Source organism: Saprospiraceae bacterium, from assembly GCA_016716185.1.
Lineage (GTDB): Bacteria > Bacteroidota > Bacteroidia > Chitinophagales > Saprospiraceae > Vicinibacter.
On record JADJWV010000002.1, the window covers coordinates 391,771 to 417,578 of the forward strand.

The window sequence follows — 25,808 nt, forward strand, 5'->3', positions numbered from 1 at the left end:
TTTTCATGAAATTTAATACAAAAGTCATTCATGCTGGCGTCCATCCGGATCCTTCAACCGGTGCCATCATGACCCCAATTTTTCAAACATCCACCTATGTGCAGGAAGGTCCGGGAAAACACAAAGGATTTGAGTATGCCCGTACACAAAATCCAACCAGACAGGTACTGGAAGAAAACCTCGCCTCACTTGAAAACGGATACGGCGGTATCTGTTTTGGCAGTGGTTTGGCTGCTATGGATGCAGTCATCAAATTATTGAAAAGTGGCGACGAGGTCATCGCAACAAATGACCTTTACGGCGGATCATACAGGCAATTGGTAAGAATTTTCGAACCGATGGGAATTCACAGTAAATATATTTCCATGCAAGATCCATCGAATCTCGAGCAAGCCATTACCGCCCAAACGAAATTGATCTGGATAGAAACTCCTACAAACCCGCTACTGGGAATTGTCGACATAACAGCGATTTGTAAAATTGCTCATGAAAAGGGATTGTTGGTATGTGTCGATAACACATTTGCATCTCCCTATTTACAAACTCCTCTGGATCTCGGAGCTGATCTGGTCTTGCATTCCGCCACCAAATATTTAGGAGGTCATTCGGATGTTGTGCATGGGGCAGTCATCGCGAAAAGTAAGGAGCTTTACGAGAAATTAAAATTTATTCAAAACGCATCCGGGGCCGTACCAGGCCCAATGGATTGTTTTTTAGTACTGCGCGGAATTAAAACGCTTCATGTACGGGTCGAACGGGCCTGTCAGAATGCTGCTAAAATAGCAGAGTTTCTAATCGGTCATCCAAAAGTATCTCGGGTCCTTTATCCCGGTTTTTCCTCTCATCCCAACCACCTGATCGCAAAAAATCAAATGAGGGGTTTTGGAGCCATGGTTTCATTTGACCTCACGAGTCAGGTTTTGGAAGATGCAATCAAGCTTATGGCTTCAACCAAAATTTTTGCCTGTGCAGAATCCCTTGGCGGCGTAGAATCTCTGATAGGGCATCCGGCAAGCATGACCCATGCCTCCATTCCGAGAGAGGACCGCATAGCCAACGGACTTACGGATACACTGGTCCGCCTGAGTGTAGGAATCGAAGACGCGGATGACCTCATTGAAGATTTGCGTCAGGCACTGGCAGTTATCTAAAGAATTAATTTTCAGGACTTTTTGTATTGATATTGAGGTGAGAATTTAAATTCATCTTTATGATTCATATCAATCCTTTTAATTTTTAGGGAATCTCTTAGCTTTTATAACATCCTGTTATAGCTTTGCCGCAGTTTCAACGAAGCTATATTATGAATTGGTTAATCGATTTTCTTTTTCGCTCCTCCATCGGACGAAAAACGGTCATGAGTTTATCTGGCATCTTTCTCATCTTGTTTTTAGTGGTCCATCTTGCGGGTAATTTGCAATTACTGGCAAATGATGGAGGTAAGCAGTTTAATGTGTACGCGCACTTTATGACGCAAAACCCAATCATCAAATCCATTTCGTATATCCTGTACTTCACGATATTGTTGCATACCGTTCAAGGCATAGCACTGGCTATTCAGAACAGGAAAGCGAAAGGAGGAGCTTATAAAGTATCTTCGGATGCAACGGTATCGGCATTTTCTAAATACATGGTTCACCTGGGAATCATTATTTTCATTTTCCTATTGATCCATCTTTATCAATTTTGGCTTCAAGTGAAAACCGGAAATGTTCAGATGGTGAATTATCCAAATTCCGAAAAACAGTATCAGGATCTTTACATACTCGTGATTGAAGCGTTTAAAAGTTTGTCGTATGTGATTTTTTATGTGGTGTGTATGATTGTTGTTGGAATGCACCTGTGGCACGGATTTCAATCGGCTTTTCAAACACTGGGACTGAATCACAGAAAATACAATGGATTGATCCGGGGGGCTGGCATGGCCTATGCAGTGCTCGTTTCATTAGGTTTTGCGATCATTCCAGTGCTCATCTATTTACGTCAAGTTTGATTTAATAATTATGAAATTTGATTCGAAAATTCCTGCCGGACCCTTAGAAGAAAAGTGGAAACAATACAAATCCAAAGTTCCACTCGTGTCTCCGGCCAATAAAAGAAAGTTAGACATCATTGTTGTTGGATCTGGTCTTGCCGGGGCTTCTGCAGCGGCAAGTCTGGGAGAATTGGGATACAATGTTTCGTGTTTTACTTTTCACGACAGTCCTCGGCGCGCCCATAGTATTGCTGCACAAGGAGGAATCAACGCGGCAAAAAATTACATGAATGACGGCGATAGCGTCTATCGTTTGTTTTACGATACCATCAAAGGCGGGGATTACCGAGCACGCGAAGCCAATGTTTACCGATTGGCTGAGGTCAGTGCAGCAATTATTGATCAGGCCGTCGCTCAGGGAGTTCCTTTTGCCCGGGAGTATGGCGGATTGCTCGAAAACAGATCGTTTGGGGGAGTTCAGGTCAGCAGAACCTTTTATGCCCGGGGACAAACCGGACAACAATTATTGATTGGAGCTTACCAGGCACTGAGCAGACAAATATCCCTGGGTTCTGTTAAAATGTACAACCGTCACGAAATGCTTGAACTGGTCATGGTTGATGGAAAAGCCAGAGGAATTATTGCCCGAAATCTTCTCGATGGTAAAGTGGAGAGGTTCGGGGCACATTGCGTGGTCCTGGCTACCGGTGGCTATGGGAATGTATTTTATCTTTCAACGAATGCCATGGGTTGCAATACAACAGCCATCTGGAAAGCCGTTCAAAACGGGGCACTCCTGGGCAACCCCTGTTATACGCAGATCCATCCAACCTGCATTCCCGTTTCAGGCGACTACCAGTCAAAACTTACTTTAATGTCTGAATCTTTGCGGAATGATGGTCGCGTTTGGGTTCCTGCGAAAAAAGAAGATGCAGAAGCCATAAGACGTGGTCAGAAAACGGCAAACGACATTGAAGAAAAAGATCGCGATTATTTTCTGGAACGCAGGTATCCTGCATTCGGTAATCTGGTGCCGCGCGACGTGGCTTCCCGTGCAGCTAAAGTGGAATGCGACAAAGGGCTGGGTGTGAGTCCGACGGGCCTTGCGGTATATCTGGATTTCAGTGCAGCGATCAAACGTTATGGCAAATCGAAGGCAAATGTTCTGGGTTTGCACGATCCCGACGAACCAACAATCATCAAATTAGGTCAGGCTGTGGTTTCCGAAAAATACGGCAACCTGTTTGAGATGTACGAAAAAATAACCGGTGAAGATCCCTATAAAACTCCCATGAAAATTTATCCGGCTGTCCACTATACCATGGGTGGATTGTGGGTCGATTATAATCTGGAGACCAATATTCCCGGATTATTTGCTTTGGGCGAAGCCAACTTTTCAGATCACGGAGCAAATCGCCTGGGGGCTTCCGCTTTGATGCAGGGTCTTGCTGATGGTTATTTTGTATTGCCTTATACCATCGGACAATTTTTATCGGGAGAGATCAGAACACCAAAAATTGATACCCAGTCATCAGCATTTGAAGAGGCTGAAAAAAAAGTAAACGATAGCATCGCACGTTTCTTCACAATCAAAGGAAAGCAATCCGTTGAATCATTTCACCGGAGATTGGGAAAACTCATGTGGGATTATTGCGGTATGGCGAGGAATGCAGAAGGATTGAAATTTGCAAGAAATGCCATTCGCGAACTCCGCGAAGAATTTTGGCGCGATGTCTATGTTCCGGGCCAGGCCAACGAATTCAATCCTGAATTGGAAAAAGCGGGCCGCGTCGCCGATTTCCTGGAACTGGGAGAATTGATGGTCATCGATGCATTGAATCGAAATGAATCCTGCGGCGGCCATTTCCGGGAAGAATACCAAACAGAAGAAGGTGAAACCTTACGCGATGATGAAAATTTTAATTATGTCTCCGCATGGTCCTGGACCGACCTCTCCAAAGATCCCGAGTTATTTAAAGAAATACTCGAGTACGAGAATGTGAAGATTGCGAGCAGGAGTTATAAATAGTTGGCAGTTGGCAGTTGGCAGTTGGCAGTTGGCAGTTGGCAGTTGGCAGTTGGCAGTTGGCAGTTGGCAGTTGGCAGTTGGCAGTTGATTTTGGGAGAATATAAAGATATGGTTTTCATAAAATATGGGCGATTATAAAAGTTTAATTGTTTATCAAAAGGCTTTTGATTTGGCTATGCAAATTTTTGAACTAACGAAAAAATTTCCTACTGAAGAGAAATATAGTTTAACGGATCAGATGAGAAGGTCATCCCGGTCTGTAAGCACAAATATTGCGGAAGCTTATCGAAAAAGAAAGTATCCGGCGCATTTCGTTTCTAAATTATCTAATGCAGATATGGAAAATTCGGAGACTTCTGTTTGGTTGGAATTTTCTAAAAAATGTATTTATATTTCAGAGAGTGAATTCCTCAATTTAAAAACTACAAATGATGAAATTGGCAAATTGTTACAATATATGATAAACAACCCGGGTAAATTTGGAACAAACAATACTTAAATGGATTGAGTTCTAATTTTTCTGATAAATTGTTATTTGAGTCTATCCAAAAAAATAATGTAATTTTTACTGCCAACTGAAAACTGTGAACTGAAAACTATCAAAAAGATGAAGTTAAATTTAAAAATCTGGCGTCAACCTGAACCGAATGCAAAAGGAGGATTTGAAAATTATCAGGTGGAAGCCAATGAGCACATGTCCTTTTTGGAGATGCTCGACGTGTTGAATGAGCAATTGATTGCTGAACGCAAGGAACCCGTTGCATTTGATCACGATTGCAGAGAAGGTATCTGTGGAGCCTGCAGCATGGTAATCAATGGAAGACCACATGGGCCTAATTCGGGAACCACAACATGTCAGTTGCATATAAGATTTTTTAAAGAGGGAGATCAGATAGTGATCGAACCTTTCCGCGCAAGAGCATTTCCTGTAGTCAAGGATTTGGTGGTCGACAGGTCCGCATTTGACCGGATCATTCAGGCAGGAGGTTATATATCGGTAAATACCGGACAAGCCATCGATGGCAATGCTATACCGGTGCAGAGAGAGATGGCTTCCAAGTCTTTTGACGCGGCAGCCTGTATTGGTTGCGGTGCCTGTGTTGCAGCCTGTCCCAACGGATCAGCCATGTTATTTGTAGGTGCGAAAGTTTCCCATCTGGGGCTTCTGCCGCAGGGAAAAATCGAACATAACCGTCGGGTACAAAACATGGTTAAACAAATGGACGAAGAAGGATTTGGAAACTGCAGCAATGTGGGAGCCTGTGAAGCTGAATGTCCTAAGGAGATCAGTCTTGAGAATATTGCCCGTTTAAACCGAAGTCTGCTTGGATCGGTATTGAGTTCAGATTAGAATTAATACCGTGGTTCCCAAAGATATACACATGAGATGACCTTAAAAAATACGGCTGGATTGAATTTTAGCTTTAGGGATTCGGCCGAAGAATATATATTTGCAGTCCGTTTTGAAAACGCCTCCTTAGCTCAGTCGGTTAGAGCGTCGGACTGTTAATCCGCAGGTCCTTGGTTCGAGCCCAAGAGGGGGCGCAAAAAGCCCGGAAGCGATTGTTTTCGGGCTTTATTTTTACACCAAAGAATTTTATTCTAATGAGTATATTGACGATAGGTACGATGGCCTTTGATTCCATCCAAACGCCATTTGGCGCAGTTGAAAAAGTCATTGGAGGTGCCTGTACATATATCAGTTGGGCAGCATCTTACTGGTACAAGGATATAAATCTGGTATCTATAGTTGGAGAAGATTTTCCTGAAGAAGAGGTATCGGCGCTTCGCCAAAGAGGCGTGAATATGGATGGGCTTGTTCGGGTTCAAGGAAAAAAATCATTTTACTGGGCGGGAAAATATCATGCAGATCTCAACAACCGGGATACGCTGGTCACCGATTTGAATGTGCTGGCAGATTTCAACCCGGTTTTGCCGGAATCTTACAAAAAATGTGAGTACATCATGTTGGGAAATCTGACTCCCGACATCCAGTTGTCCGTTCTTGATCAACTTGCACAAAAGCCAAAGCTTATTGTATTGGACACAATGAATTTTTGGATGAATAATTCCATGGATACCTTGAGGAAGGTTATAGCCAGAACCGATTTATTGACCATCAATGATGAAGAAGCGCGTCAGCTTTCAGGTGAGCACAGTCTCGTTCGGGCAGCGAATAAAATTCACGAAATGGGACCCGCTTTTCTGGTTATTAAGAAAGGAGAACACGGCGCTTTATTGTTTCACAACGGACAGATCTTTTTTGCACCCGGCATTCCTGTTCCTGATGTTGTCGATCCAACGGGTGCCGGTGATAGCTTTGCCGGTGGAATGATCGGGTATCTTGCAAGAACCAAAGACCTGAGTTTTTCCAATATGAAAACGGCAATTATTTATGGTTCTGCGATGGCCTCTTTTTGTGTTGAAGATTTCAGTTTGAGCAGGATCCGGAATTTAACTCAGGAAGAAATTTACGAAAGAATCAGACAGTTCGAGCAGTTGTCAACTTTTGATGTCAAGGAATTGCCTGTATTAAATGTATAATTATATATATCCGGCCAAAGAAGGAAACCGGATTTTACTGATTATTAGTTTTTCCCGCAGAAGTCGCAGATTTTGCAGAAATAGCCTCTCATTTTAATTTCTTTTCACTGTCAGTTTATTTTCTTCATCTGTGTCATCAACGCAATCCCCGTCTGCCAGCTATGTGTATTTTATGGTAGTCGGGCAGGTGCGGGAGACAACAGGCTGACTTTGATTAACGAAAAGCCTCTCTTTATTCCCCATCTTCCATTTCAAACAACTCTTCCACCGAACACTTAAAATATCTCGCCATCCTCAATGCCAATAATGTGGACGGAATATATTTCGACGTTTCAATGGCATAGATACTTTGCCTGCTTACGCCCAGAGCCTGTGCCAGCTCCTCCTGAGAGATGTTGAACATCGCCCGGTAGACCTTTACTTTGTTTTTCATTCTGCGTTGTTTTGGCTTTGGTGATACAGGTAACTGAACCTTAAAATATAGATGCACGGAATGGAAAACATATTGAAGATCATGCAATAAAAATACCCCGAACCATAAAAGAAGAGCATTGTAAATATCAAGAGAATGCAACTCGCCAGGGCAGCCCACATCAAAGCATTGTAACGCATCTGGAGCGTATATTCATCTTCCTGTTTCATGCGGGAAAAACCAAGAAATAAAATGCCCAAAACGAAGAATACCCCGATGAATTCAAGGGTAAGATTGTCTTCGATGATCCCCAGCCAGGTGTCTTGCCCAAAAAGTACATCGCCGTAGATTGCAAATGTTTTCAGCTTGAGGAAATCGAGCTCCCACTCGAAGCCAAGACAGGCTATACCTGCGATAAATGAGCAAAAGAACAGGATCCATCCCGGAGTTCGGAAAGATTGGGGAAAAATCAGCAAATTTTTCATAATGTAAAGTTTAGTTGTATAAATGTAAAGTAAAATTTACATTTATATTGTACAAAGGGCAAAAATTTTTCTTTGTGGTCCTTCGTGCCTTAGAGCCTTTGGGGCATCATTGCACTATCATCAAATGAAAATCAAAAATTATTTAGAAATGGAATTTAATAGGATGCCAATAAAGATGTGCATACTCTCCATAAAAAATGCTCATTCTTTCACGGCCAGTTGTCCGCAAGCTGCATCAATATCTTTACCCCTGCTCCGGCGGAGTGTAATCATAATTCCATGCTTTCGCACTTCCTGGGCAAAAGTATTGATGCGGTCCTCAGAGGATTTAACAAATTCCATTCCGGCGACGGGGTTGTATTCGATGATATTGACGCGAACCGGAAAGTGCGAACATAAGCGGATCAAATTTTTTGCATCCTGAATGGTATCGTTAAATCCTTCAAACGCGATGTATTCATAACTGATGCGGTTGCCGGTTTTTTTGTAAAAATATTTCAATGATTCCACCAAACTGCTCAGATGATTAGACTCATTTATGGCCATCATGCTGTTTCTCTTTACATCATCGGCAGCATGCAGGGATAAGGCCAGATTTACCCGGACCTCATCATCGGCCAGTTTTCGGATCATTTTTGCGATTCCTGCAGTAGAAACGGTGATGCGTTTTGGCGACAATCCGGGACCTGCTTTGGAACTGAGCCTTTCGATGCTGGCTATAACCTGCCTGTAATTTAACAAAGGCTCTCCCATACCCATGTAAACGATGTTGCTGATGGGTTTTCCATAGCGTTCGATACAGGCCTTATTGACCAGCATGTATTGGTCAAAAATTTCGGAAGCAGTCAGATTTTTTAAGAGTCCCATCGTGCCGGTAGCACAAAACGCACAGGACAAACTGCAGCCGGATTGAGATGATACACACACCGTAAAACGCTCCTCTTCTTCCACGGGAATAAGAACCGATTCAATTGGATAACCATCGAAAGTCAGGAATTTGAATTTCATGGTTCCATCGGAACTCAATTGCTGCTTTTCCAATTGTAGTGCCGGAATGAAGAAGAGATCCGATAATTGCTGCCTTTGTGCTTTTGAAAGGTTGGTCATTTCTTCAAAACTACGCACTGATTTTTTCCATAACCAATCCAGAAGCTGGGCGGTCCGGTATTTTTCCCATCCCAGACCTGTCAATTCCGTTTGTAATGCCACGGGGTCTATATTGAGGAGATCTTTCTTTTCAATTTCCATGATCAAACACAAAAATAACCAGCTATTGCTGCCTGATTCAAAACAATATGTCAACTATATTCGTATAGATATGAAACCCGGATAATGACTGCGATGCGTTTGATGACTTATGGTGTTTTAATGGTGTTCCTGATGAGCAGTTGTGCCTCAACCAAACCAAAGGAAGCTTTCGAAAAATATACGGTTCCACCAGAACCCGATTATTCTGAGATCGAATCCTGGGCGGCCTGGCCACATCGCAAAGACCTGGCCGACTCCACTCCGGCCGGATTAAAAGATCAGCAACAAATCTCACAGGCAGATGTATTTTTTGTACATCCGACCAGCTTCCTCAATAAGAGAAACCACAACCAGTGGAACGCACGTCTGGATAATCAAACAGTAAATAAAATTACAGACGAAGGGGCTATCTTATACCAGGCCAGTATTTTTAATGGAACCGGCAGGGTATATGCTCCCCGCTACCGGCAGGCACACTACGAAGCTTTTTTCACTGAAGACACTTCTTCTGCCAGAAAATCACTGGAATTGGCATATAACGATGTTAAAGCGGCATTTGACTATTTTCTAAAATACGAGAATCAAGGCAGGCCTATTGTTTTGGCGGGGCATAGTCAGGGGGCCTTACACCTCATTTGGTTGCTCAAAGAATATTTTGATAAACCAGACAGCATGAACAAAAAACTGGTTGTCGCATATGCAGTGGGTTGGCCGATTCCAAAAGGTGAATTTAAATATCTGAAAGCTTGCGAAAGTCCACAGCAAACCAATTGTATCTGTAGCTGGCGAACATATAAAATCGGGCACAAACCCAAATTCATCCAAAAGGAACAGGATATCATCATTACCAATCCGTTGAATTGGAAAACAACTTATGAATATGTCGGTAAAGAAAATAATCTCGGCGTTGTGCTGGACGGATTTGATAAAGCTCCCGTTAAATTCATGAGCGGGGCGCAAATCTATAAAACCATACTTTGGGTCGATAAACCCAAATTTAAGTTCAGTTTTCTGTATCCGTTTGCCAACTTCCATCGCGGAGACTTTAATATATTTTACATGAACGTTCGGGAAAATGTGAAAACGCGTCTGAATGCATTCTGGAGATAGGATTTAGTTGATAGTTGTTGGTTGATAGTTGTTGGTTGATAGTTGGTTGTTAGTTAGTTGTTGGTTGTTAGTTTGTCTATGCCTGAAATAGGTTTAACTATCTTTTTAATTCATTGCGGCATCAATTTTTACCCTCCACTCGGATTTGCACATCAAGTTAATTTTTACTGATTTTACCTCCGCGATGTGCTTAGCACATTTCTGGAATTCCATTTTATTTCCAGGATATTCCGGGATCATTTATTCAAATTAAATTTTTTTAACATATAACTAACATATGTTCATATTATTTTAATATTTAATTTAAAAAATATCATTATATAACAAACATATGTTAGTTTAAAACTAACAAACGTTAGTATTGTTAAAAATACTGAATAATTGCATTTCATTTTATAAAAATTACACATCAATTTGTCGTTTATTTTTGGCGTTCATTTTGAAGTAATAACGGTATTTAAATGGATCCTTAATGCGCACCAGGAAAGTGCCGCTAACCCTTATTTATCAGGCATCACAGGAAGATTCTTTGGGCAATGTTATGTTCATTCTATGGCTCAGAATATTGTTTGCAAATTTTTATTATCTCCAATTTCTATTGCGCAGGACTTGTTTTTTAATCCAGGCACAATTCAAATGCAATTAATCAGACTACAAATTTTATTCATTTCTCATACCACATGTAATCCCGCATTTATAAGCATACGATGCTTTAAAACTGCAGTTGGTGGAAAGAACTGTATTCAGTAAATATTAATTTCTACTGCACCAGGATCTAATATGCGTTCCAATGATAACAAAGGAACATTGCCAATGGAATTCATATTTGGCTTAATTTAAATTACCATGAAAACTGCAGTCTGTTAGTGAATATTTTTCTTCTCTCCGCGAGCAACAGCTTTTATGAATTTGATCAGTCCATTCATATAAGTCTGCTGATCATCGTATAAACTCATGTGACTGCCATGCTCACAATACAAATAGCTTCCATTTTGGACCTGTTCAGACATCCATTTTAAATGTGCCGGATCCATCGTATCGTATTTTCCAGCGATGACCAGGGTTGGTGTACTGATATTTTTCAATTGATTTCCAATATCCCATTTTTCCAGATTTCCCGACATTCCGAATTCGCTTGGACCTTGCATCATCACGTAGATCTGATGATTAAGATTTTTAAATGCGCGGAGTATCGGATCTGGCCAGGAATCCAGGGGCAATCTGCATATAAATTTGTTATAAAAATGGGGCATCAGCAATTCCATGTATCTTGGATTTTCAAAATCACCCCGTGCTTCAATCTCCCGGACTTCTCTAAGAACCAAGGGGTCCATTTGAGGACCTAAAACTTCTTTGGCATAATTGCCATAGGCAGGCGAGCTACTCATTGCATTTGAAATGATCAGGCCTTTGAGATGCTGGTCGTATTTTAATGCATACTGTTGTGCCAACCAACCACCCCAGGAATGCCCCAATAGATAAAAATTTGAATGATCCAATCCCAGTGCCTGCCGGACCTGCTCTAATTCATCGACAAAACGATCGATATTCCAAAGCGCAGTATCTTTTGGCTGGTCCGAATAAGCAGAACCTAATTGATCGTAATAGATGAATTCAATATTTTCTGCTGGAAAAAAATTCTCCACGCACTCGAAATATTCATGCGTGGCTCCCGGTCCTCCATGCAATAAAAGTACTTTTATGGCAGGATTATTTCCAACCCGCTTGGTCCAGACATTAAAGGCACCCAGTGCAGTATTGATTTTGACGATTTGAATTCCTCCGGTTTGAACGCCAGGATCGTGTTTCGCAAAATAGGTGTTGGCTTGTTTACCAGAGTGCACATAATTTTTCTTCGCACAACTGGGATTAAATAAAGCGATTATAACCACGATTGGAAAAAGCAGAATTCTAGTTTTCATATAATACCTGGTAAATTTCAACTAACAAATTATCTAATAAATATACGAAAAAGAGACGAACTGGAAATGATGGCGAAATAATTTGATCTGCCATTTTTCATAGGATGTATGAGTTGTAAGTTTTTAGAGGCGGTTGAACCTGTTAATTATTCAGGATTTCGAATCGGCCACAGGCGTTTAGCAACAATCCTGATCATTGAATGAAATTTTGATCCTAAAATTGATTAATTCGCAATTGTTAATCCCAAACATACTTCCAGGAATGATCCGGTTGTTTTTTCCATATGGTGTGAAAAATTCCCTTGTATTCGCGTGTCGAATCATTAGAGTCTTTTACTTTCCAAAGATAGGATCCGTAGGTATAAGCCATATGACCACATTTTGAAACATCTACAAAATCAGGTGCCCACTCAACGCTGGCACCTTCAATTTTTTTAGATTCATAATATTTGCGAATGTTTGATTTGCCTGAAATCAGCGTGTCATGCTCTCTTTTGATAACGGCATCGTCATCAGCAAAGTAATAAAATGCTTCCGTTATACTTTTTTCAACAGTCATCTGCTGAAACTCTTTTTCAACCTGCATGATTTCTGCGATAACTTTATCTTTATTGACATTCGGTTTGCAGGCAACTGTCAGTAATCCATATAACGCGATACTTATGTAATTTCTATTATTCGATAGTTTTGACTTAAACATGGTTCAATTTATTTATGATTATTCTGTATCTTCTGTTTTATCGACGTGAAGAATGTGCAACATTCTGTGGATGATCGGTGCAAGAAAAACGGCAGTAATACTTAAGAATGCAATACCACTGTATAAGGCATAAAAGGATGAAAATAATTTAGCTGAATTTGACTGCATTTCGATTACGGGTCCCATTCCGGTGAGGATCATGCAGGCCATGTAAAAACTATCCACCCAATCGAGTTCGCCAAGAAACCGGTATCCAATTGTTCCTATAGTCAGCGATACTACGATCAATCCAAATGCAAAGAGGCTATAAATTCCAAGCCGGGTCAGGAAATTGGAGAAGGCTGCAACATCCTGATGCTTTTGTTCGAATTTCATTTTTGAGGTTTTAATTAACGACCGAATTTACAAATATTTGCAGATTCGAAAAGTCGAAAGGTCGTCCCGATAAAATTATATAACTTTTTTATAAAATAAATCATCATGGCTATTTTATCTGGAAGTCGAAATCCCGATAAAATTGTATAATACTTCAGAAAAGAAATAGTTAACCTTATTTTATCGGGACGAAAGGTCGAAAAGTCGAGTTTGTTTCCATCTTCCATCTTCCATCTTCCATCTTTCATCTTCCATCTTCCATCTTCCAGCTTTCAGCTTCCAGCTTTCAGCTTTCAACTCCCAGTCTTTTCGTTCTCGTGTCGAAATCCATCCCTCAATCTGAATAGATGAAAGACCGCCGGAAATATAGCCGCCATAGATTCTGCCGCACCCCGGGTTGAACCCGGCAATGCAAGAATTAAATGTTCGCCAATCATTCCGGCAACGCTTCTCGATAACATCGCATAGGGCATGCGCTGTTGACCGTAATTGCGCATGGTTTCGGCTATGCCGGGGATTTCTCTTTCCAGTATGGGTCGTATGGCTTCCGGTGTGTGATCGCGTTTGGATAATCCGGTGCCTCCTGTGATGAGGATTAAATGATGGCCACTATCACAACAATCCCTTACAGTCTTTTGAATAAGCGGGATTTCGTCTGGAATAATCAAATAATTACCCACCTTAGCCTCGTATTTTTGCAATGCAGCGACGATGGTTTTTCCGGCTGTATCTTCTTTTTTTCCGGAAGAAACGGAATCCGAACAAACGATGACAGCTGCTTTGAAATCCGTTTGAAGCTTATCCCTGTAATCGGATTTTCCTCCTTGTTTCTCGAGTAATCGGATATTGCAGATTTCAACATTTTTGTCTATAGGCTTGAGCATATCGTACATGGTGAGCGCGGCAATGGATGCACCATGCATAGCTTCTACTTCTACGCCGGTTTTGTAAATGGTTTGCACTTCCACTTCGATAAAAATGTTCAATCCTTCCAGGGTGAATTTAAAGTGAGCATATTCTATGGGTATAGGATGGCAATCGGGAATGAGGTCCGAAGTTTTCTTTATGCCAAACAATCCGGCTACCCGTGCGGCTTCGAGGACATCTCCTTTGGGTACATTTTTTTGTTGTATGGCATCCAGTGTTTCTGAGGAACCTACTTTTACGACAGCCTGTGCAATGGCTATGCGATGTGTGTTATTTTTTGCAGTGATATCTACCATGCGATGTCAAATTTCCGGAGGTGTAAATGCTAATAAATTAAAGACGAAGGTCGGAAAAACTTTAGTACTTCAGACGAACAATAGTTTGAGTGCGGCAATGCACAGAACCCCGGCCAGAATTCTTTTCAATAACAACTCCTTGTATTGGAATGCACCCCGGTGCGCTCCCAGAAAACCACCAATAATTGCAAAAGCAAGAAAATACCAAACAGAGGGGTGTACACTCATTTTTGCAAAACCCATACCGGCTAAGCCTGCCAAAGAATTGACGAAAATAAAAATAGCGGAAACGGCTGCTGTCTGTTTTATGCTAGCCCAACGGAGTAAAATGAGAAGCGGGCTTAAGAGTATACCACCTCCAATTCCTATCAGTCCGGAAAGTAAGCCGATGAAAGCTCCCAACAGACCCGCCAAGAGCGGTTGTGCGGCTTGAATAGCAACACCACTTTCTTTCGGGGCTGGTTTAAGCAGATGATATACGGAAAAGAATAAAACGATCGCCAGTATTTTTTTATACACCTGTTCATCCAATTCGATCGTTCCTCCCAGGAAGGCGGCAGGAACGGAAGTAAGGGCAAACAGCATAAATAATTTGAAATTGAAATAACCGGAACGATAAAATTGTATAAACGCGATCAGGGATACCAGGCAATTCATCAATAAAGCTGTTGGCCGCATGGTGGCTGTAGAAACGGCAAAAAGTCCCATGACCGCAAGGTATCCGGATGCACCTCCGTGTCCGACGGATGCGTACAGATAGGCCACCGTTAAAATAGAGAGGTATAAGAGAATTTCGGGAATCATTTTTTATTTACCTGCGATGCGTCGAATCATGTTGTTGAAAATAAAGTAATGGAAGGGTAGCATGAGATACCAATAATTTCTTCCGAGGATGCCTTCAGGCCTGAAGGTGGCTGTTTGTTTGAGCAGACATCTGTTATCGTTTTGTATTATGGAAAATTCCAGCCATGCTTCTCCGGGTAATTTCATTTCTGCATACAATAACAGTCGTTTGTTTTTATGATCGGCGAGTAAGACTCTCCAAAAATCCAAGGCATCACCGGGTTGAAGATCAACATCACTTCGACGTCCCCTGCCTAATCCGACACCTCCCATCAGTTTATCGATGACTCCGCGGATGCGCCATAAGCCATCTGCATAGTACCAACCCTGATTGCCGCCAATTCCAAAAAAACGCTGGGCTACTTCTTCAATTTTATCTTTTTCGATCTCGATCCATTTGCGGTCTTTATAACATCCGTTGACCGGAACTTCTACATGCTGTTGTACATCGAGATGGGACAGGCTGCTCGAAGCGGCATCTTTCCAACTGGAGACGACCATGTTTTGTTCGATGCGCATAAAGGCCATTTTTATGGCCTCTTTATAACTGATGAGTTCTTGCGGGATCACTTCCTGTATGCTGAATTCTTTACACACCACGTCGTTTTTCATGCTTTCGGCCAATTGCCTTGCAATGATAAAATTTGCAGAGGTAATGAGGTTTAACCAATGTGCCGAAATCGATGGAGAAATAAAGGGCCAGGTGAGGATTAATCTTTTATAGTTTCTCACTTCAGCATATTCTAATAACATCTGTTTGTAACTCAATACATCCGGACCGCCGATTTCAAAAGTCCGGTTCATCATACCGGGATGAAGCAGACAGGCATTCAGGTAGTTGATGACATTTCTGATGGCAATGGGCTGGCATTTGGAATGTAACCAGTTGGGCGCAATCATTACAGGGAGTTTTTCTGTGAGGTCCCTGATGATTTCAAAGGAAATACTTCCGGAGCCAACGATAATGCCCGCTTCGAGTATGGTGTAGGGTATGGCAGACTGCACCAGGACTTCTTTGACGCTTTTGCGGGCTAACAAGTGTTTGGACAGACTGTTGTCGTTGCTGATGCCTCCGAGGTAGATGATTTGTTTGACCTGTGTCAAATGCGCAACCAAAACAAAACATCCGGCAGAGCGGATTTCGTATTCTTTTAAAGTGGTTTTTGTATCGCCCAGAGAATGGATCAGGTAATAAGCGGCGTCGAAGACTTTTCCTTTGAAGGATGTCACGGCATTCTCCGGTTTCAGAAAATCAAATTCAATGATCTGAATTTTGGACAAGAGGTCGGGTGAGGGTTTGAATCTTTTTGCATCCCGGACCACACAGGTCACGTCGTGTCCGGCTTCGACTAACACAGGCAAAAGCCTCATACCAATATATCCGTTGGCACCGGTGAGCAGTATTTTCATTTTAATATTCGCCTGTTCGGTATTTTTATTCAAATGTAGCTCCAAAAATCATAAACTTCAATATTGAGCTTTCCGTCGGATATCGCTGGTTGAGCGGATTAGAGTTTCGACCATAAACTTAACCACCGATTTTAAGCATACTCCTGTTGCTCAGACTAGACGGTTCAATTTTTTGATCAATGGTGTTGAGTTGGCCACCCAGTTTTTCTTTTTTATCGCGCAAACAATTTTGAATCAGGGGCAGGATGTCCTCTCCCAAGCGGTAGGGACCAAGCAAATCGGTCTCATGAGTGGAAAAAAGACAATTTTTCATTTTTCCATCCGACGTCAACCTCATGCGATTGCAACCTCCGCAAAAAGGTTCACTCATGGTGCTGATTACTGAAAAAGTGCCGGTGTGTCCGGAAATGTAATAAGGTTTTGCAGTATCATTTTTATGCGTGGGTATCCGGTGAAATTCGTAAGTTGATTGAATAGATTCCAGAATATTTTGATGGGTATACACTTCCTCTTGCTTCCAATGATTTCCGTCGAAAGGCATAAACTCTATAAACCTTATATGTAAATGTCTGTCTTTAGTCCATGCAATAAAATCCAGGATTTCACGATCATTTACATTTTTTTTAATGACCACATTTACTTTCACGTGAAAGCCTTTGTCTAAAAGCAATTCAATATTCGAGATTACTTGATTGAACACGTCGCGACCAGTGATGGAAAAAAAAGTTTCTCTTTGTAGTGAATCCAGACTCACGTTAATAGAACGTAAACCTGTTTTAATAAATAGTTCAGCAAATTCATGTACAAATACCCCATTGGTTGTGATTGCCAATTCAACAGGAAAAACGGACAAACGCTTGATTATTTCAGCTGCATCTTTTCTTACAAGGGGCTCCCCTCCTGTAAGCCGTATTTTTTTTACACCGGCTTTTACAAAAATCTCTGCGATACCTGTTATTTCATAGGCATTCATTTTGGGAATGCCAGGCTGATGAAATTCATCTGAAGTATCCGGATAGCAGTAATTGCACCGCAGATTGCAGTGGTCTGTAAGTGAAATCCGAAGATAATCGTGAATCCGGTCAAATTTGTCCGTGAGCATCCTGAATCAAAACTCAAATTTATTCAATTTCCATCGTCTTCTATCAATTTTCTGAAAGCAGAGGGGTTGAATCCAAGATCAGGTTTCTTCAAATCCAATACAAGTCTATGGCTCAGAAATGCCAAGCTACATTTTTGCAAAAAAAATGATTATCCGTAAACTTGGGCGTCACGTGTCGCTGAAATGGATGAATCCCGACAAATTCAACTCAAGTCAAAAATGCGGTCGAGATTGGACAAAGCCATAGTAAATCCTTCTTTGAATCCGAGTTCGATGATTTTTTCTAAGTCCTGCCTGGAATCAAACTTAATGCGGATTTTCACGAGAGTATTCAATTGCCGGCTTTCAAAGTGAAGCTCCCATAGCATTCTGGGAAATTCTGTATTGCTGTTTCCTGCATCGTCGCAAAATGCATCGAGATAACTGAAAGATTGGTGTGGGAGAATATTTTTATAATCTGCCTTACACCAATGTTTTTCATTTTCTGGTCCAACCATTGCATAAAGCCAGGTTCCGCCTACTTTAAATTCCATGGATTTGGTTTCAGTTTTCCACGGCAGAGGTGCCCACCACTGGTCGAGCAATTCACTTTCTGTCCAAGCAGCCCAAACCTGATTTAAGGCTGCTTCAAATTCGCGTTCGATCCGGATGATAGAATTGTCTGAATCCAGTTCAAAATGCATCCATAACTGTTTATTCATATTACTTATTTTTTGTTTGATGGAGGACGCGGTCCAATTGATGGAAGCGCTTCTCCAGCATTTTTTTAAATTGTGCAAGCCACCGGTCGACTTCCTGAATTTTTTTCGGATCGAGGTGGTAATAAATTTCCCGGCCTAGTTTTTCTTGCTTAAGCAGACGGCTTTCTACGAGAATCTGAAGATGTTTGGAAACGGCCTGCCGCGACGAATCGAAATGTTCGCTCAAGGCATTGGGCGTCATGGGTTGGCTGGCTATCAACAACAAGATGGCGCGACGCGTGGGGTCTGCAAGGGCCTGGAACACGTCTCTTTTCATCTGTACCTGGTATTCATATGAAACTAATTAGTTGCAAATATAAATGCAACAATTCGGTTGCACAATAGTTTGTTAATTATTCTTTTGGAAATTATGGAGGTATGAAATGAAACAGTCTTCCTTCGGGAATATCTGGCTATTCAACGCGGTCGGTCAGGGCATCTGTTTTTTCTCCCAGAAATTCGAACCAGGCTTTTTTCATGCAGGGGTAATGTTTGGACGCCTCCACCAGGCGGATCCAGCCCAGCAGGTTTTCTTCAAATCTCCTGGCCAGTTTTTCATCTGCGATCTTGCCTTCGGGAGTCAGAGCCTGATGTGCCATGGCCAGCGAGAACATGTTGGGGTATACATTTGTACCCAAATGTTCCAGGGGCATCCGCAGCGCCCACAATCCTCGGTTGCCACCGACCATAGATGGGGATGCTGAGATCAGGAGTGCATGTCTTTCGTTAAAGGGTTGCGGACGGAAGCGGGAAACCCAATCAATCAGATTTTTAAATATACCGGGCATTGATCCATTATATTCCGGCGAGGCGATGACCATACCATCATTTGCAAGCAATCGTTTGCGGAATTCTTCCGCTCCGCGCAGGGATTCCGAATCCAATTCTCGATCCTGATTATATCCCGGAACTTCAAAATCGCCGATGTCTGCAAACTCTACGATACATTGGTGTTGTTTAAGCAATTCTGCTGCAAATTTAGCCAATTGCGTATTGAGAGAACTTTTTCTTTGGGATGCGGAGAAAACCAAAATTTTCAAACTTGCATCTGGTTGAGCGGATATGGCATTCATAAAAGTATTTTTTAAAAAACAACAAGCCTCACATAATGTTCTTCTTTTGAAAATCTATTTGCGATTTGTTTTCTTTTTTCGTGTGGTACCCATATAGCAGCCTTAAAGGTCATCATTTTTATTGAGGCTTCCAATAATTTACTGGCGGTCATTAAGAACCGAAGGGGATCTTTCTTTGGCTCTTTTGTTAAGGGTCTCCAGGTATTTTGTATCCGGTTCATTTCGTTTGCATTATTTTTTCTGATTGTGTTTCTTCAATTTTTATCGTTCTCGTGACACTGATTATCTCTTCATAGATTCTATTTTATTTTTGGATTTACTTTATTGCATTATCGATGCTTGATCCTGTAAATGAAAGATGAAACCACTCCTACCGTATCAATTGTAGATTTATTAGGATTGCAGTTTTTTGAATTTTAACCATTTCAGTTTGTACCTGTAATAATTTTGGGTAGTAGCGATTTATGGTTTATATTTTTTATCCTAAAGATTTGAAGTGGTTATGATTGACAGTCATGGGAAATGTTGGTTACCCAAATTACTGTTGAAGGGCTATGGAAATTTGGCCGCAATTGAAACAGTAAGTGAAATATTATCTTTGCGGAGGCCGCTATTGGATTGGAAGATGGGAATGGGATTGCTCAACTTCCGCAATTCAACGCGGGCTAAGATATTATCCAATGGTATGTAGTCGAAATTAGCTGAAATCCCTGTTATATTTATTTTACTTTGTGGATCGGTAAGGATGACATGATTGTGATCCTGGAAGTATTCTGCTCTTATGGAAACCGACCAGGGATCTCCGTTTGCCTGGTATTTTAGAAGGAGCGCTGTTCCAAGCCAGTTTTGGTAGCTTGAGGACCCCTTCCTGTCTTGTTGGAAACCTAAATCCAGGCCACATATCAAACTTAAGTTTTCATGAACTTTTGTTAGCATATAAAAATTATGGAAGTATCTCATTCTTCGCGTACTGTCCGGATCATCTGTTCCCAGAAATTGACTCCAATGAACAATCCATCCGGATCTGGATGTAAATTTGAATTGAGTTCCAAGTGAGGGTAAGGAATTACCTTCAATTTGTTTTATGCGTTGCCAGCCATTGCATACTAAAGCGGCAAATTGAAATCTCCTATTTAAATCATAGTTAATTTTTAAACCTGTAAGATAATAAGGCGAATTCTCAGCAAGCAATGACCTGGTCAGTGTCCAATTATCGAATGAAATAGCACTTTCAAAACCTATGTGGGAATTAAAAATCCCTGCATCCAGCCAAACCGTTTTTTTAGAGGATAATGCCAACCCCAGGTAGGCTTCGTAGATATGCCTGAACAATAAGGGTTCAGCTGTATAATTGTCTTCGGCATAGGTACCTGCCTGAATGCTTATATTTATTCTGTATCGATCCTGCAGTGTATAAAATTTGAGCAAACCCAGATTAAGTTGCATAGATGCATGGCGATTGTAATTATAAAAATAAAATTGCTTTTTAGGAGTCTTCGGGTTGCTAAAGTCGTAGGAATAATAAAAATCTAAATAGCAACTGAGTTCCAACTTTGAAGGTTCTATTTGGTAGATGGTATCCTGACCATAAATTAGCTTTGATATGGCAAGGAATATAAAAGCTACATTGGGTCTGAAAAATTTACAAGACATGATTTAAAAATTAAAGACGATATTTTGATCGCGGAAAGTGAAACTGATGATATCTTCCTGACGAACGAGTTCACCTCTCAGAAAGCCAAGCGGATAAAGCCCTAAATTCAATCTGTCTTCCGCTGACACGAGATGCCATTTAAGGATGTTGGTTTGCTCATTTTCACTGAGTTTTGTATAAATTCCAGAAACATAACCTGTAATAATCCTGCCGTACTTATCCAGAATTTCAACTTCCGAATCCGTGTGTTGTAAATAATACAAGTAAATCTCGTGCTGCAAATCTTCGCGTGAGGTCATCAGAATTTTTGGATCATGGATTCTCTCTTCAGTTCAATCCCATTTAAAGGCTGATATAAAAGAGGAACGTGCTCAATCACCACATCGCTCTTTTCAAGGCCAAAGGCTTTTTCATCACTGAGGCTGAATTTTTTCAGAAGAAAAAACGTGTTGAGCAGAATACCTTCTTTTAATTTGAATTCATTTTCAACGGAAAGAAATTTTTCAATCACGACAAATTTAAAATCGGGTTCATCGTTGTATTTTGTTGAACCATCCGGACGGATATGGAGATTGAGTTCTTTATTTGCGATCAGGTCTTTCACAATGTTCTTAAAATACAGTTCCGTTCTGGGTTGAATCCTGAAACCTACATTTAGATTTACTTTGATCACCTTGTCGTCTACTAATTCTGAAACATCATAACTTAACGTATAAGGTTCACCCGTCCGGTGAATATGCAAAAACCAATAAACATCGGCGCGTTTAGGTTTTTTTGAAAAAATGGATTTAATAATTTTTTCTTCGATCTGGTGTCTGTGGTTGGCTTTGGTAAGATATATCAGGTGTGTTGAAAACTTTGGAATTTCCAGATCCAGGCTTAATTCCTTGAACTGCTCTGTGTATTTTCCAAGGTCGACAAATTTAATAAACCGATTGCTGATTTTCCGTCCTGAATACACCGCAAACATGATAAATATAAAAATGGAAGAGATCAGAAGTGTAATGTAACCGCCCTCAGGAAATTTATGAATATTGGCGATGAAAAATGAAATTTCAATTCCGAAAAACAACAAGAGAAATGCAAGGACCACGAATTTATTCCACCTCAATCTGTACAACAGGAAAAAAGAAAGTAAATACGTAGTTACCATCATCGTAATGGTGATGGCAAGGCCGTAAGCCGCTTCCATATTTGAAGAGTTCTGAAAAAAAACAACCATAAATACACAGCCTATCCATAGAAAAATATTGGCACTTGGGATGTAAATTTGTCCTTTGATATTGCTGGGTTGTCTTACAGCCACGCGTGGCCAAAAGTTTAAGTTCATGGCTTCATTAATGAGCGTATAACTTCCACTGATCAAAGCCTGCGAGGCTATAATAGCTGCAGAAGTGGCAATGAAAATCCCAACCCATAAAAACCAGGAGGGCATGATTTCATAAAAAGGATTCCGTCCATTGAGCACAGATCCTTCTCCCAATTCCATGATCCACGCGGCTTGTCCCATGTAATTGAGCAGCAAACTTGTCTTGACAAATATCCAGCTGATGCGAATGTTCTGTCGACCGCAATGGCCTAAATCCGAATACAACGCTTCTGCGCCCGTGGTAGCCAAAAATACAGCACCCAACAACACAAACCCTCCGGGATATTCAGTAAGAAATTGGAATGCATAACCGGGATGGATCGCTTTCAGAATCTCAGGATGACGCAAGATTTGACTCAAGCCTAACACGGCCAGCATACTAAACCAGACCAACATGGCGGGACCAAATGCATAACCAACTTTTTGTGTTCCAAAACGCTGAAAGAAAAATAACCCTGTCAGGATGGCAATAACAATAGGAACGGTGGGTAATGATTCAAGCCCAGGTACATTGCGCAGGCCCTCAATTGCAGATGATACCGAAATCGGAGGCGTAATAATTCCATCAGCCAGCAAAGTAGAAGCACCTAAAATGGTAGGAAAAATTAAATATTTGCCAAATCGTTTCACCAGCGCATACAAGGAGAAGATTCCTCCTTCTCCATTGTTGTCTGCCTGTAAAGTAAGATAGATGTATTTGAAAGTTGTCTGAAAGGTGATGGTCCAAAAAACACAAGAGATTCCGCCATAAACAATAGTTTCTTCTACCGGCCGATCCCCTAAGATTGCTTTCAAAACATACAGCGGACTGGTTCCGATATCGCCATAGATGATTCCCAGAGCGATCAATAAAGATGAAGCGGTGACTTTGCCGTTAATACTCAATGGAGTGTTCTGCATGTTTGTAAATGAGATTCAAAGTTTGTATAAAGGATGTACAGATTTGATAAAGAATACTGCATGATGTATAAAGAAAATATAAAGAAGGGCATGGCTAACTCTTTTTATTTGACGAACTCCAGAGTTGCAACCAGTTTTATTGTTGCATGAAAGCTTAAGTAGATGCATCCGGATGCATCTGAATGAAATCTGTTAACCATTGATTTTTTAAGATCCGGAATCCTTAGAAGAATAAAATTTAAATTGTCGCAGGTTCAACAAAAGCGGTAACCCACACCACTTTCGGTAAAGATATAAGTGGGTTGATTGGGGTTGTCCTCTATTTTTTTTCTTAGACTGGCGACAAAAACGCGCAGGTACTGAGTTTCTGTCTGAAAAGTCAGGCCCCAAATTTCTTTGAGCAAGTATTGATGTGTCAAAACCCGGCCTTCATTTTTTGCAAAAAGACTCAACAACTGATATTCTGTAGTCGTAAGTTTGATGTGTTGATGATGTTTTTTGACTGTTCTCCTTGTAAAGTCAATACTGAGATCGCCAAATTCGAGTACATTCTTTGAATCAGATGATTGGTTTCTTCGAATGGCCGATCGTATTCGTGCAAGTAATTCAGCAGTGCGGAAAGGCTTGACAAGGTAGTCTGTAGCGCCATTATCCAGAGCTTGCACAATGTCCTGCTCGCTGTTTTTTACGGAGAGTATAATGATCGATTTTTGGTACCACATGCGCAACTCTTTTAGCAATTCGTGTCCGTTTTGATCGGGCAGACCAAGATCCAGTAAAATCAACTCAGGAGGATGATGGGCTGCTAGAATGTGTCCTTCCTTCGCATGACTGGCCTGGATGACTTTATATCCATTGCTTTCCAAACTGATTTCCAGCAGTTTTCTAATCGCTTGTTCGTCTTCGATGATCAAGATCTCCGGCCTATTCATATTTTAATGAATTGATATAAGAAACTTCTGTGGGAATGAAAATTGTAAAAGTAGCGCCAGAATCCTGATTATTTTCCAGCACGACTCGCCCTTGGTGGGCTTCGACAAAACCTTTGACTATCGAAAGTCCCAACCCGATTCCTCCAACCCCGGATTGTGGAGTTCTGTAGAATTTTTGGAAGACATTCTGAATTTCATCTGCTTTAAATCCTTTTCCATGGTCTTTTACCCTGATGATGCATTCGCCGGATTGATATTCGGCTATCACATGGATCTCTGTATTTTCGGGGGTGTAGGATAGTGCGTTGAGCAGTAGGTTAGAGAGCACCTGCTCGATCAGGTAAACATCCAATTTAAAAAATGGCAATTTTTCGTTGGGCACAAATATTACCCGTTGACGGGTCGTTGCAATCAGTTTATCGATAACCATGTATATCAATTCATTGAGGTCGCACCAATCCAATTTTAGTCTGAGCATGCCACTTTCAATCCTGCTCATCGACAGCAAATTTTCGACCTGTCTGTTCAGCCTTAGTCCTGCTAGTTCTATTTGTGCGAGCAGTTCGTTTTGTTGTACATCTTCCAGCTGTGATTTGTTTTCTTGCAGCGTGTCTACGGCGCCAATGATGGTTGCAATAGGTGTTCGCAATTCATGTGATAAAGAATTCAACAAGGTATCGTAGAGCTTTATGGCCTTTTCTTTTTCTTCTTTATCTCTTGTTTTTTTTTCGGCTGCTCTGATTTTCAAAGTAAGTACTGCATTCACACAAGCGACAAGAAAATAGAGCAAAAAAAACAAGAGATCTTCAGTTTCGCCGATATGAAATGTAAAGATGGGAGGAATGAAGAAAAAATTCCAGATCACCGCGCTGAGAATTGCGGAAGTCAGAACCGGCAACATGTCAAATAACATGGCAATGAGAGTAACCGTCATCAAAAGCACCAGAGCCACAATGCGATAATCGATCAGTCCTGATGCAAAATAACAAAGTAGTGCAATCCCAATAACCAGACCCAGGCTGATGGCAAATTGAAAGGAATATCTTAACTTTCGAATGGTCAGAATTGTATTATTTGCTTACAAAGATAAGTTTCGGTAGGAATAGAAATTCATCTGAAAAAATTGTGATTCCTTATTGTAGAATTCCAGGACCTGTCAGTAGGATTAGAATAAACAAACTTATCTGTTACTATTTTGGAATGCATTAAGATAATTGTGCTGTATTCATAACTTTCCAAAGGAGCATAAGGAATAGGTGTGCCTGGGCCTTACGGGCAATATTCTATAATCCAAATTGTCTGAGATGATGATCGATATGCCTCCACATCAATCGGGCCCACTCCTTGTTGTTCAAATTTCCAAAAGTAGGTTGGATTGGAAGTGGAGATGAATTTTGATGCTGAGAAAACCTGTGGATTAAAAGTATCAATTCCTGCTTATCTTTTTCGAATTCAACAGGCGTGGTTCCTTTCAAACCCTGAATGAATTCGGGTGCCGTAGGAGCACCTTTTGGCCATGGCAGCCATTGTGAGAACAATTTGTTGACCGGCCATTTGCTGAAGATAGATGGATTGAGTGGAACCGGACGATCTCCCAATGCTGCTCGCAAGGGATCGGCCATGTGTACAACAACTTGGTGGGCGTTCATTTTACCCCATTGAGGAGAATGGATCTCAGACAATTTGGAAAGCCTTCCGATGATCGCGTCTTTGTCATTTGATTTAAATAAATTGTACATGTGCTTGTTGCTTTAGATCAGGC

General features: G+C 41.1%; 26 protein-coding genes and 1 tRNA gene. 8 read left to right on the top strand and 19 right to left on the bottom strand.

What is annotated here, in order from left to right; genetic code table 11:
- The first annotated feature begins 5 nt into the window (after positions 1-5).
- From IPM34_03410 to IPM34_03440, 7 genes are all read left to right on the top strand, one after another.
- Positions 6-1,151 carry a cystathionine gamma-synthase gene (locus IPM34_03410; protein MBK8954591.1) on the top strand — a complete coding sequence of 382 codons (1,146 nt, stop codon included), beginning with the start codon at positions 6-8 and terminating at the stop codon, positions 1,149-1,151.
- A gap of 152 nt (positions 1,152-1,303) precedes the next feature.
- Complete coding sequence (locus IPM34_03415; protein MBK8954592.1) at positions 1,304-1,993, top strand: succinate dehydrogenase cytochrome b subunit; 690 nt, start codon at positions 1,304-1,306, stop codon at positions 1,991-1,993.
- Between the two features lie 10 nt (positions 1,994-2,003).
- Positions 2,004-4,004, top strand: coding sequence for a fumarate reductase/succinate dehydrogenase flavoprotein subunit (locus tag IPM34_03420; GenBank protein MBK8954593.1), 2,001 nt, complete (start codon positions 2,004-2,006; stop codon positions 4,002-4,004).
- Between the two features lie 124 nt (positions 4,005-4,128).
- On the top strand, positions 4,129-4,503 hold the full coding sequence (locus IPM34_03425; GenBank protein MBK8954594.1) for a four helix bundle protein: 375 nt from the start codon (positions 4,129-4,131) through the stop codon (positions 4,501-4,503).
- 108 nt (positions 4,504-4,611) lie between these two features.
- The gene (locus tag IPM34_03430; GenBank protein MBK8954595.1) at positions 4,612-5,355 is read left to right on the top strand and encodes a succinate dehydrogenase/fumarate reductase iron-sulfur subunit; all 744 of its coding nucleotides are present in this window, start codon (positions 4,612-4,614) and stop codon (positions 5,353-5,355) included.
- Between the two features lie 120 nt (positions 5,356-5,475).
- A tRNA-Asn gene (locus tag IPM34_03435) sits at positions 5,476-5,549 on the top strand.
- A gap of 60 nt (positions 5,550-5,609) precedes the next feature.
- Positions 5,610-6,548 carry a bifunctional hydroxymethylpyrimidine kinase/phosphomethylpyrimidine kinase gene (locus IPM34_03440; GenBank protein MBK8954596.1) on the top strand — a complete coding sequence of 313 codons (939 nt, stop codon included), beginning with the start codon at positions 5,610-5,612 and terminating at the stop codon, positions 6,546-6,548.
- Positions 6,549-6,780: 232 nt separating this feature from the next.
- On the opposite strand, the gene IPM34_03445 is transcribed toward IPM34_03440, so the two are convergent.
- The 3 genes from IPM34_03445 to rlmN all read right to left on the bottom strand — a co-directional run bounded on the left by IPM34_03445 (position 6,781) and on the right by rlmN (position 8,693).
- The gene (locus IPM34_03445; protein MBK8954597.1) at positions 6,781-6,981 is read right to left on the bottom strand and encodes a helix-turn-helix transcriptional regulator; all 201 of its coding nucleotides are present in this window, start codon (positions 6,979-6,981) and stop codon (positions 6,781-6,783) included.
- Positions 6,978-7,445 carry a hypothetical protein gene (locus tag IPM34_03450; protein ID MBK8954598.1) on the bottom strand — a complete coding sequence of 156 codons (468 nt, stop codon included), beginning with the start codon at positions 7,443-7,445 and terminating at the stop codon, positions 6,978-6,980. Before IPM34_03450 ends, IPM34_03445 begins: the two co-directional genes overlap by 4 nt.
- A gap of 201 nt (positions 7,446-7,646) precedes the next feature.
- A complete protein-coding gene (gene rlmN / locus IPM34_03455; protein ID MBK8954599.1) occupies positions 7,647-8,693 on the bottom strand; it encodes a 23S rRNA (adenine(2503)-C(2))-methyltransferase RlmN in 1,047 nt (348 codons plus the stop codon).
- 84 nt (positions 8,694-8,777) lie between these two features.
- On the opposite strand from rlmN, the gene IPM34_03460 reads away from it, so the two are divergent.
- Entirely contained in the window at positions 8,778-9,803 is a 1,026-nt protein-coding gene (locus IPM34_03460) for a DUF3089 domain-containing protein (protein ID MBK8954600.1), read from the top strand.
- Positions 9,804-10,666: 863 nt separating this feature from the next.
- Here IPM34_03460 and IPM34_03465 read toward each other — a convergent pair.
- From IPM34_03465 to IPM34_03540, 16 genes are all read right to left on the bottom strand, one after another.
- On the bottom strand, positions 10,667-11,725 hold the full coding sequence (locus tag IPM34_03465) for a proline iminopeptidase-family hydrolase (GenBank protein MBK8954601.1): 1,059 nt from the start codon (positions 11,723-11,725) through the stop codon (positions 10,667-10,669).
- Between the two features lie 238 nt (positions 11,726-11,963).
- The gene (locus IPM34_03470) at positions 11,964-12,425 is read right to left on the bottom strand and encodes a DUF4440 domain-containing protein (GenBank protein ID MBK8954602.1); all 462 of its coding nucleotides are present in this window, start codon (positions 12,423-12,425) and stop codon (positions 11,964-11,966) included.
- A gap of 18 nt (positions 12,426-12,443) precedes the next feature.
- Positions 12,444-12,800 carry a hypothetical protein gene (locus IPM34_03475; GenBank protein ID MBK8954603.1) on the bottom strand — a complete coding sequence of 119 codons (357 nt, stop codon included), beginning with the start codon at positions 12,798-12,800 and terminating at the stop codon, positions 12,444-12,446.
- A gap of 293 nt (positions 12,801-13,093) precedes the next feature.
- A complete protein-coding gene (locus IPM34_03480) occupies positions 13,094-14,023 on the bottom strand; it encodes a bifunctional molybdenum cofactor biosynthesis protein MoaC/MoaB (protein MBK8954604.1) in 930 nt (309 codons plus the stop codon).
- Positions 14,024-14,092: 69 nt separating this feature from the next.
- Positions 14,093-14,827: a sulfite exporter TauE/SafE family protein gene (locus IPM34_03485; protein MBK8954605.1), complete on the bottom strand. Its 735-nt coding sequence runs from the start codon at positions 14,825-14,827 to the stop codon at positions 14,093-14,095.
- Positions 14,828-14,830: 3 nt separating this feature from the next.
- A complete protein-coding gene (locus IPM34_03490; GenBank protein MBK8954606.1) occupies positions 14,831-16,276 on the bottom strand; it encodes an SDR family oxidoreductase in 1,446 nt (481 codons plus the stop codon).
- Between the two features lie 118 nt (positions 16,277-16,394).
- The gene (moaA, locus tag IPM34_03495) at positions 16,395-17,378 is read right to left on the bottom strand and encodes a GTP 3',8-cyclase MoaA (protein ID MBK8954607.1); all 984 of its coding nucleotides are present in this window, start codon (positions 17,376-17,378) and stop codon (positions 16,395-16,397) included.
- Between the two features lie 203 nt (positions 17,379-17,581).
- Positions 17,582-18,079 (bottom strand): SRPBCC domain-containing protein, encoded by a 498-nt coding sequence (locus tag IPM34_03500; GenBank protein MBK8954608.1) that lies wholly within the window; start codon positions 18,077-18,079, stop codon positions 17,582-17,584.
- Position 18,080: 1 nt separating this feature from the next.
- Positions 18,081-18,395, bottom strand: coding sequence for a winged helix-turn-helix transcriptional regulator (locus IPM34_03505; protein MBK8954609.1), 315 nt, complete (start codon positions 18,393-18,395; stop codon positions 18,081-18,083).
- 136 nt (positions 18,396-18,531) lie between these two features.
- Positions 18,532-19,191 carry an NAD(P)H-dependent oxidoreductase gene (locus tag IPM34_03510; GenBank protein MBK8954610.1) on the bottom strand — a complete coding sequence of 220 codons (660 nt, stop codon included), beginning with the start codon at positions 19,189-19,191 and terminating at the stop codon, positions 18,532-18,534.
- 552 nt (positions 19,192-19,743) lie between these two features.
- On the bottom strand, positions 19,744-20,844 hold the full coding sequence (locus tag IPM34_03515) for a porin (GenBank protein ID MBK8954611.1): 1,101 nt from the start codon (positions 20,842-20,844) through the stop codon (positions 19,744-19,746).
- A gap of 3 nt (positions 20,845-20,847) precedes the next feature.
- The gene (locus IPM34_03520; protein MBK8954612.1) at positions 20,848-21,144 is read right to left on the bottom strand and encodes a hypothetical protein; all 297 of its coding nucleotides are present in this window, start codon (positions 21,142-21,144) and stop codon (positions 20,848-20,850) included.
- Positions 21,144-23,114, bottom strand: coding sequence for a KUP/HAK/KT family potassium transporter (locus IPM34_03525; GenBank protein MBK8954613.1), 1,971 nt, complete (start codon positions 23,112-23,114; stop codon positions 21,144-21,146). Before IPM34_03525 ends, IPM34_03520 begins: the two co-directional genes overlap by 1 nt.
- Positions 23,115-23,368: 254 nt before the next feature.
- Entirely contained in the window at positions 23,369-24,046 is a 678-nt protein-coding gene (locus tag IPM34_03530; GenBank protein ID MBK8954614.1) for a response regulator transcription factor, read from the bottom strand.
- Positions 24,039-25,052 carry a PAS domain-containing sensor histidine kinase gene (locus IPM34_03535; protein MBK8954615.1) on the bottom strand — a complete coding sequence of 338 codons (1,014 nt, stop codon included), beginning with the start codon at positions 25,050-25,052 and terminating at the stop codon, positions 24,039-24,041. Before IPM34_03535 ends, IPM34_03530 begins: the two co-directional genes overlap by 8 nt.
- A gap of 277 nt (positions 25,053-25,329) precedes the next feature.
- Complete coding sequence (locus tag IPM34_03540) at positions 25,330-25,785, bottom strand: DUF1569 domain-containing protein (GenBank protein ID MBK8954616.1); 456 nt, start codon at positions 25,783-25,785, stop codon at positions 25,330-25,332.
- Positions 25,786-25,808: the final 23 nt, after the last annotated feature.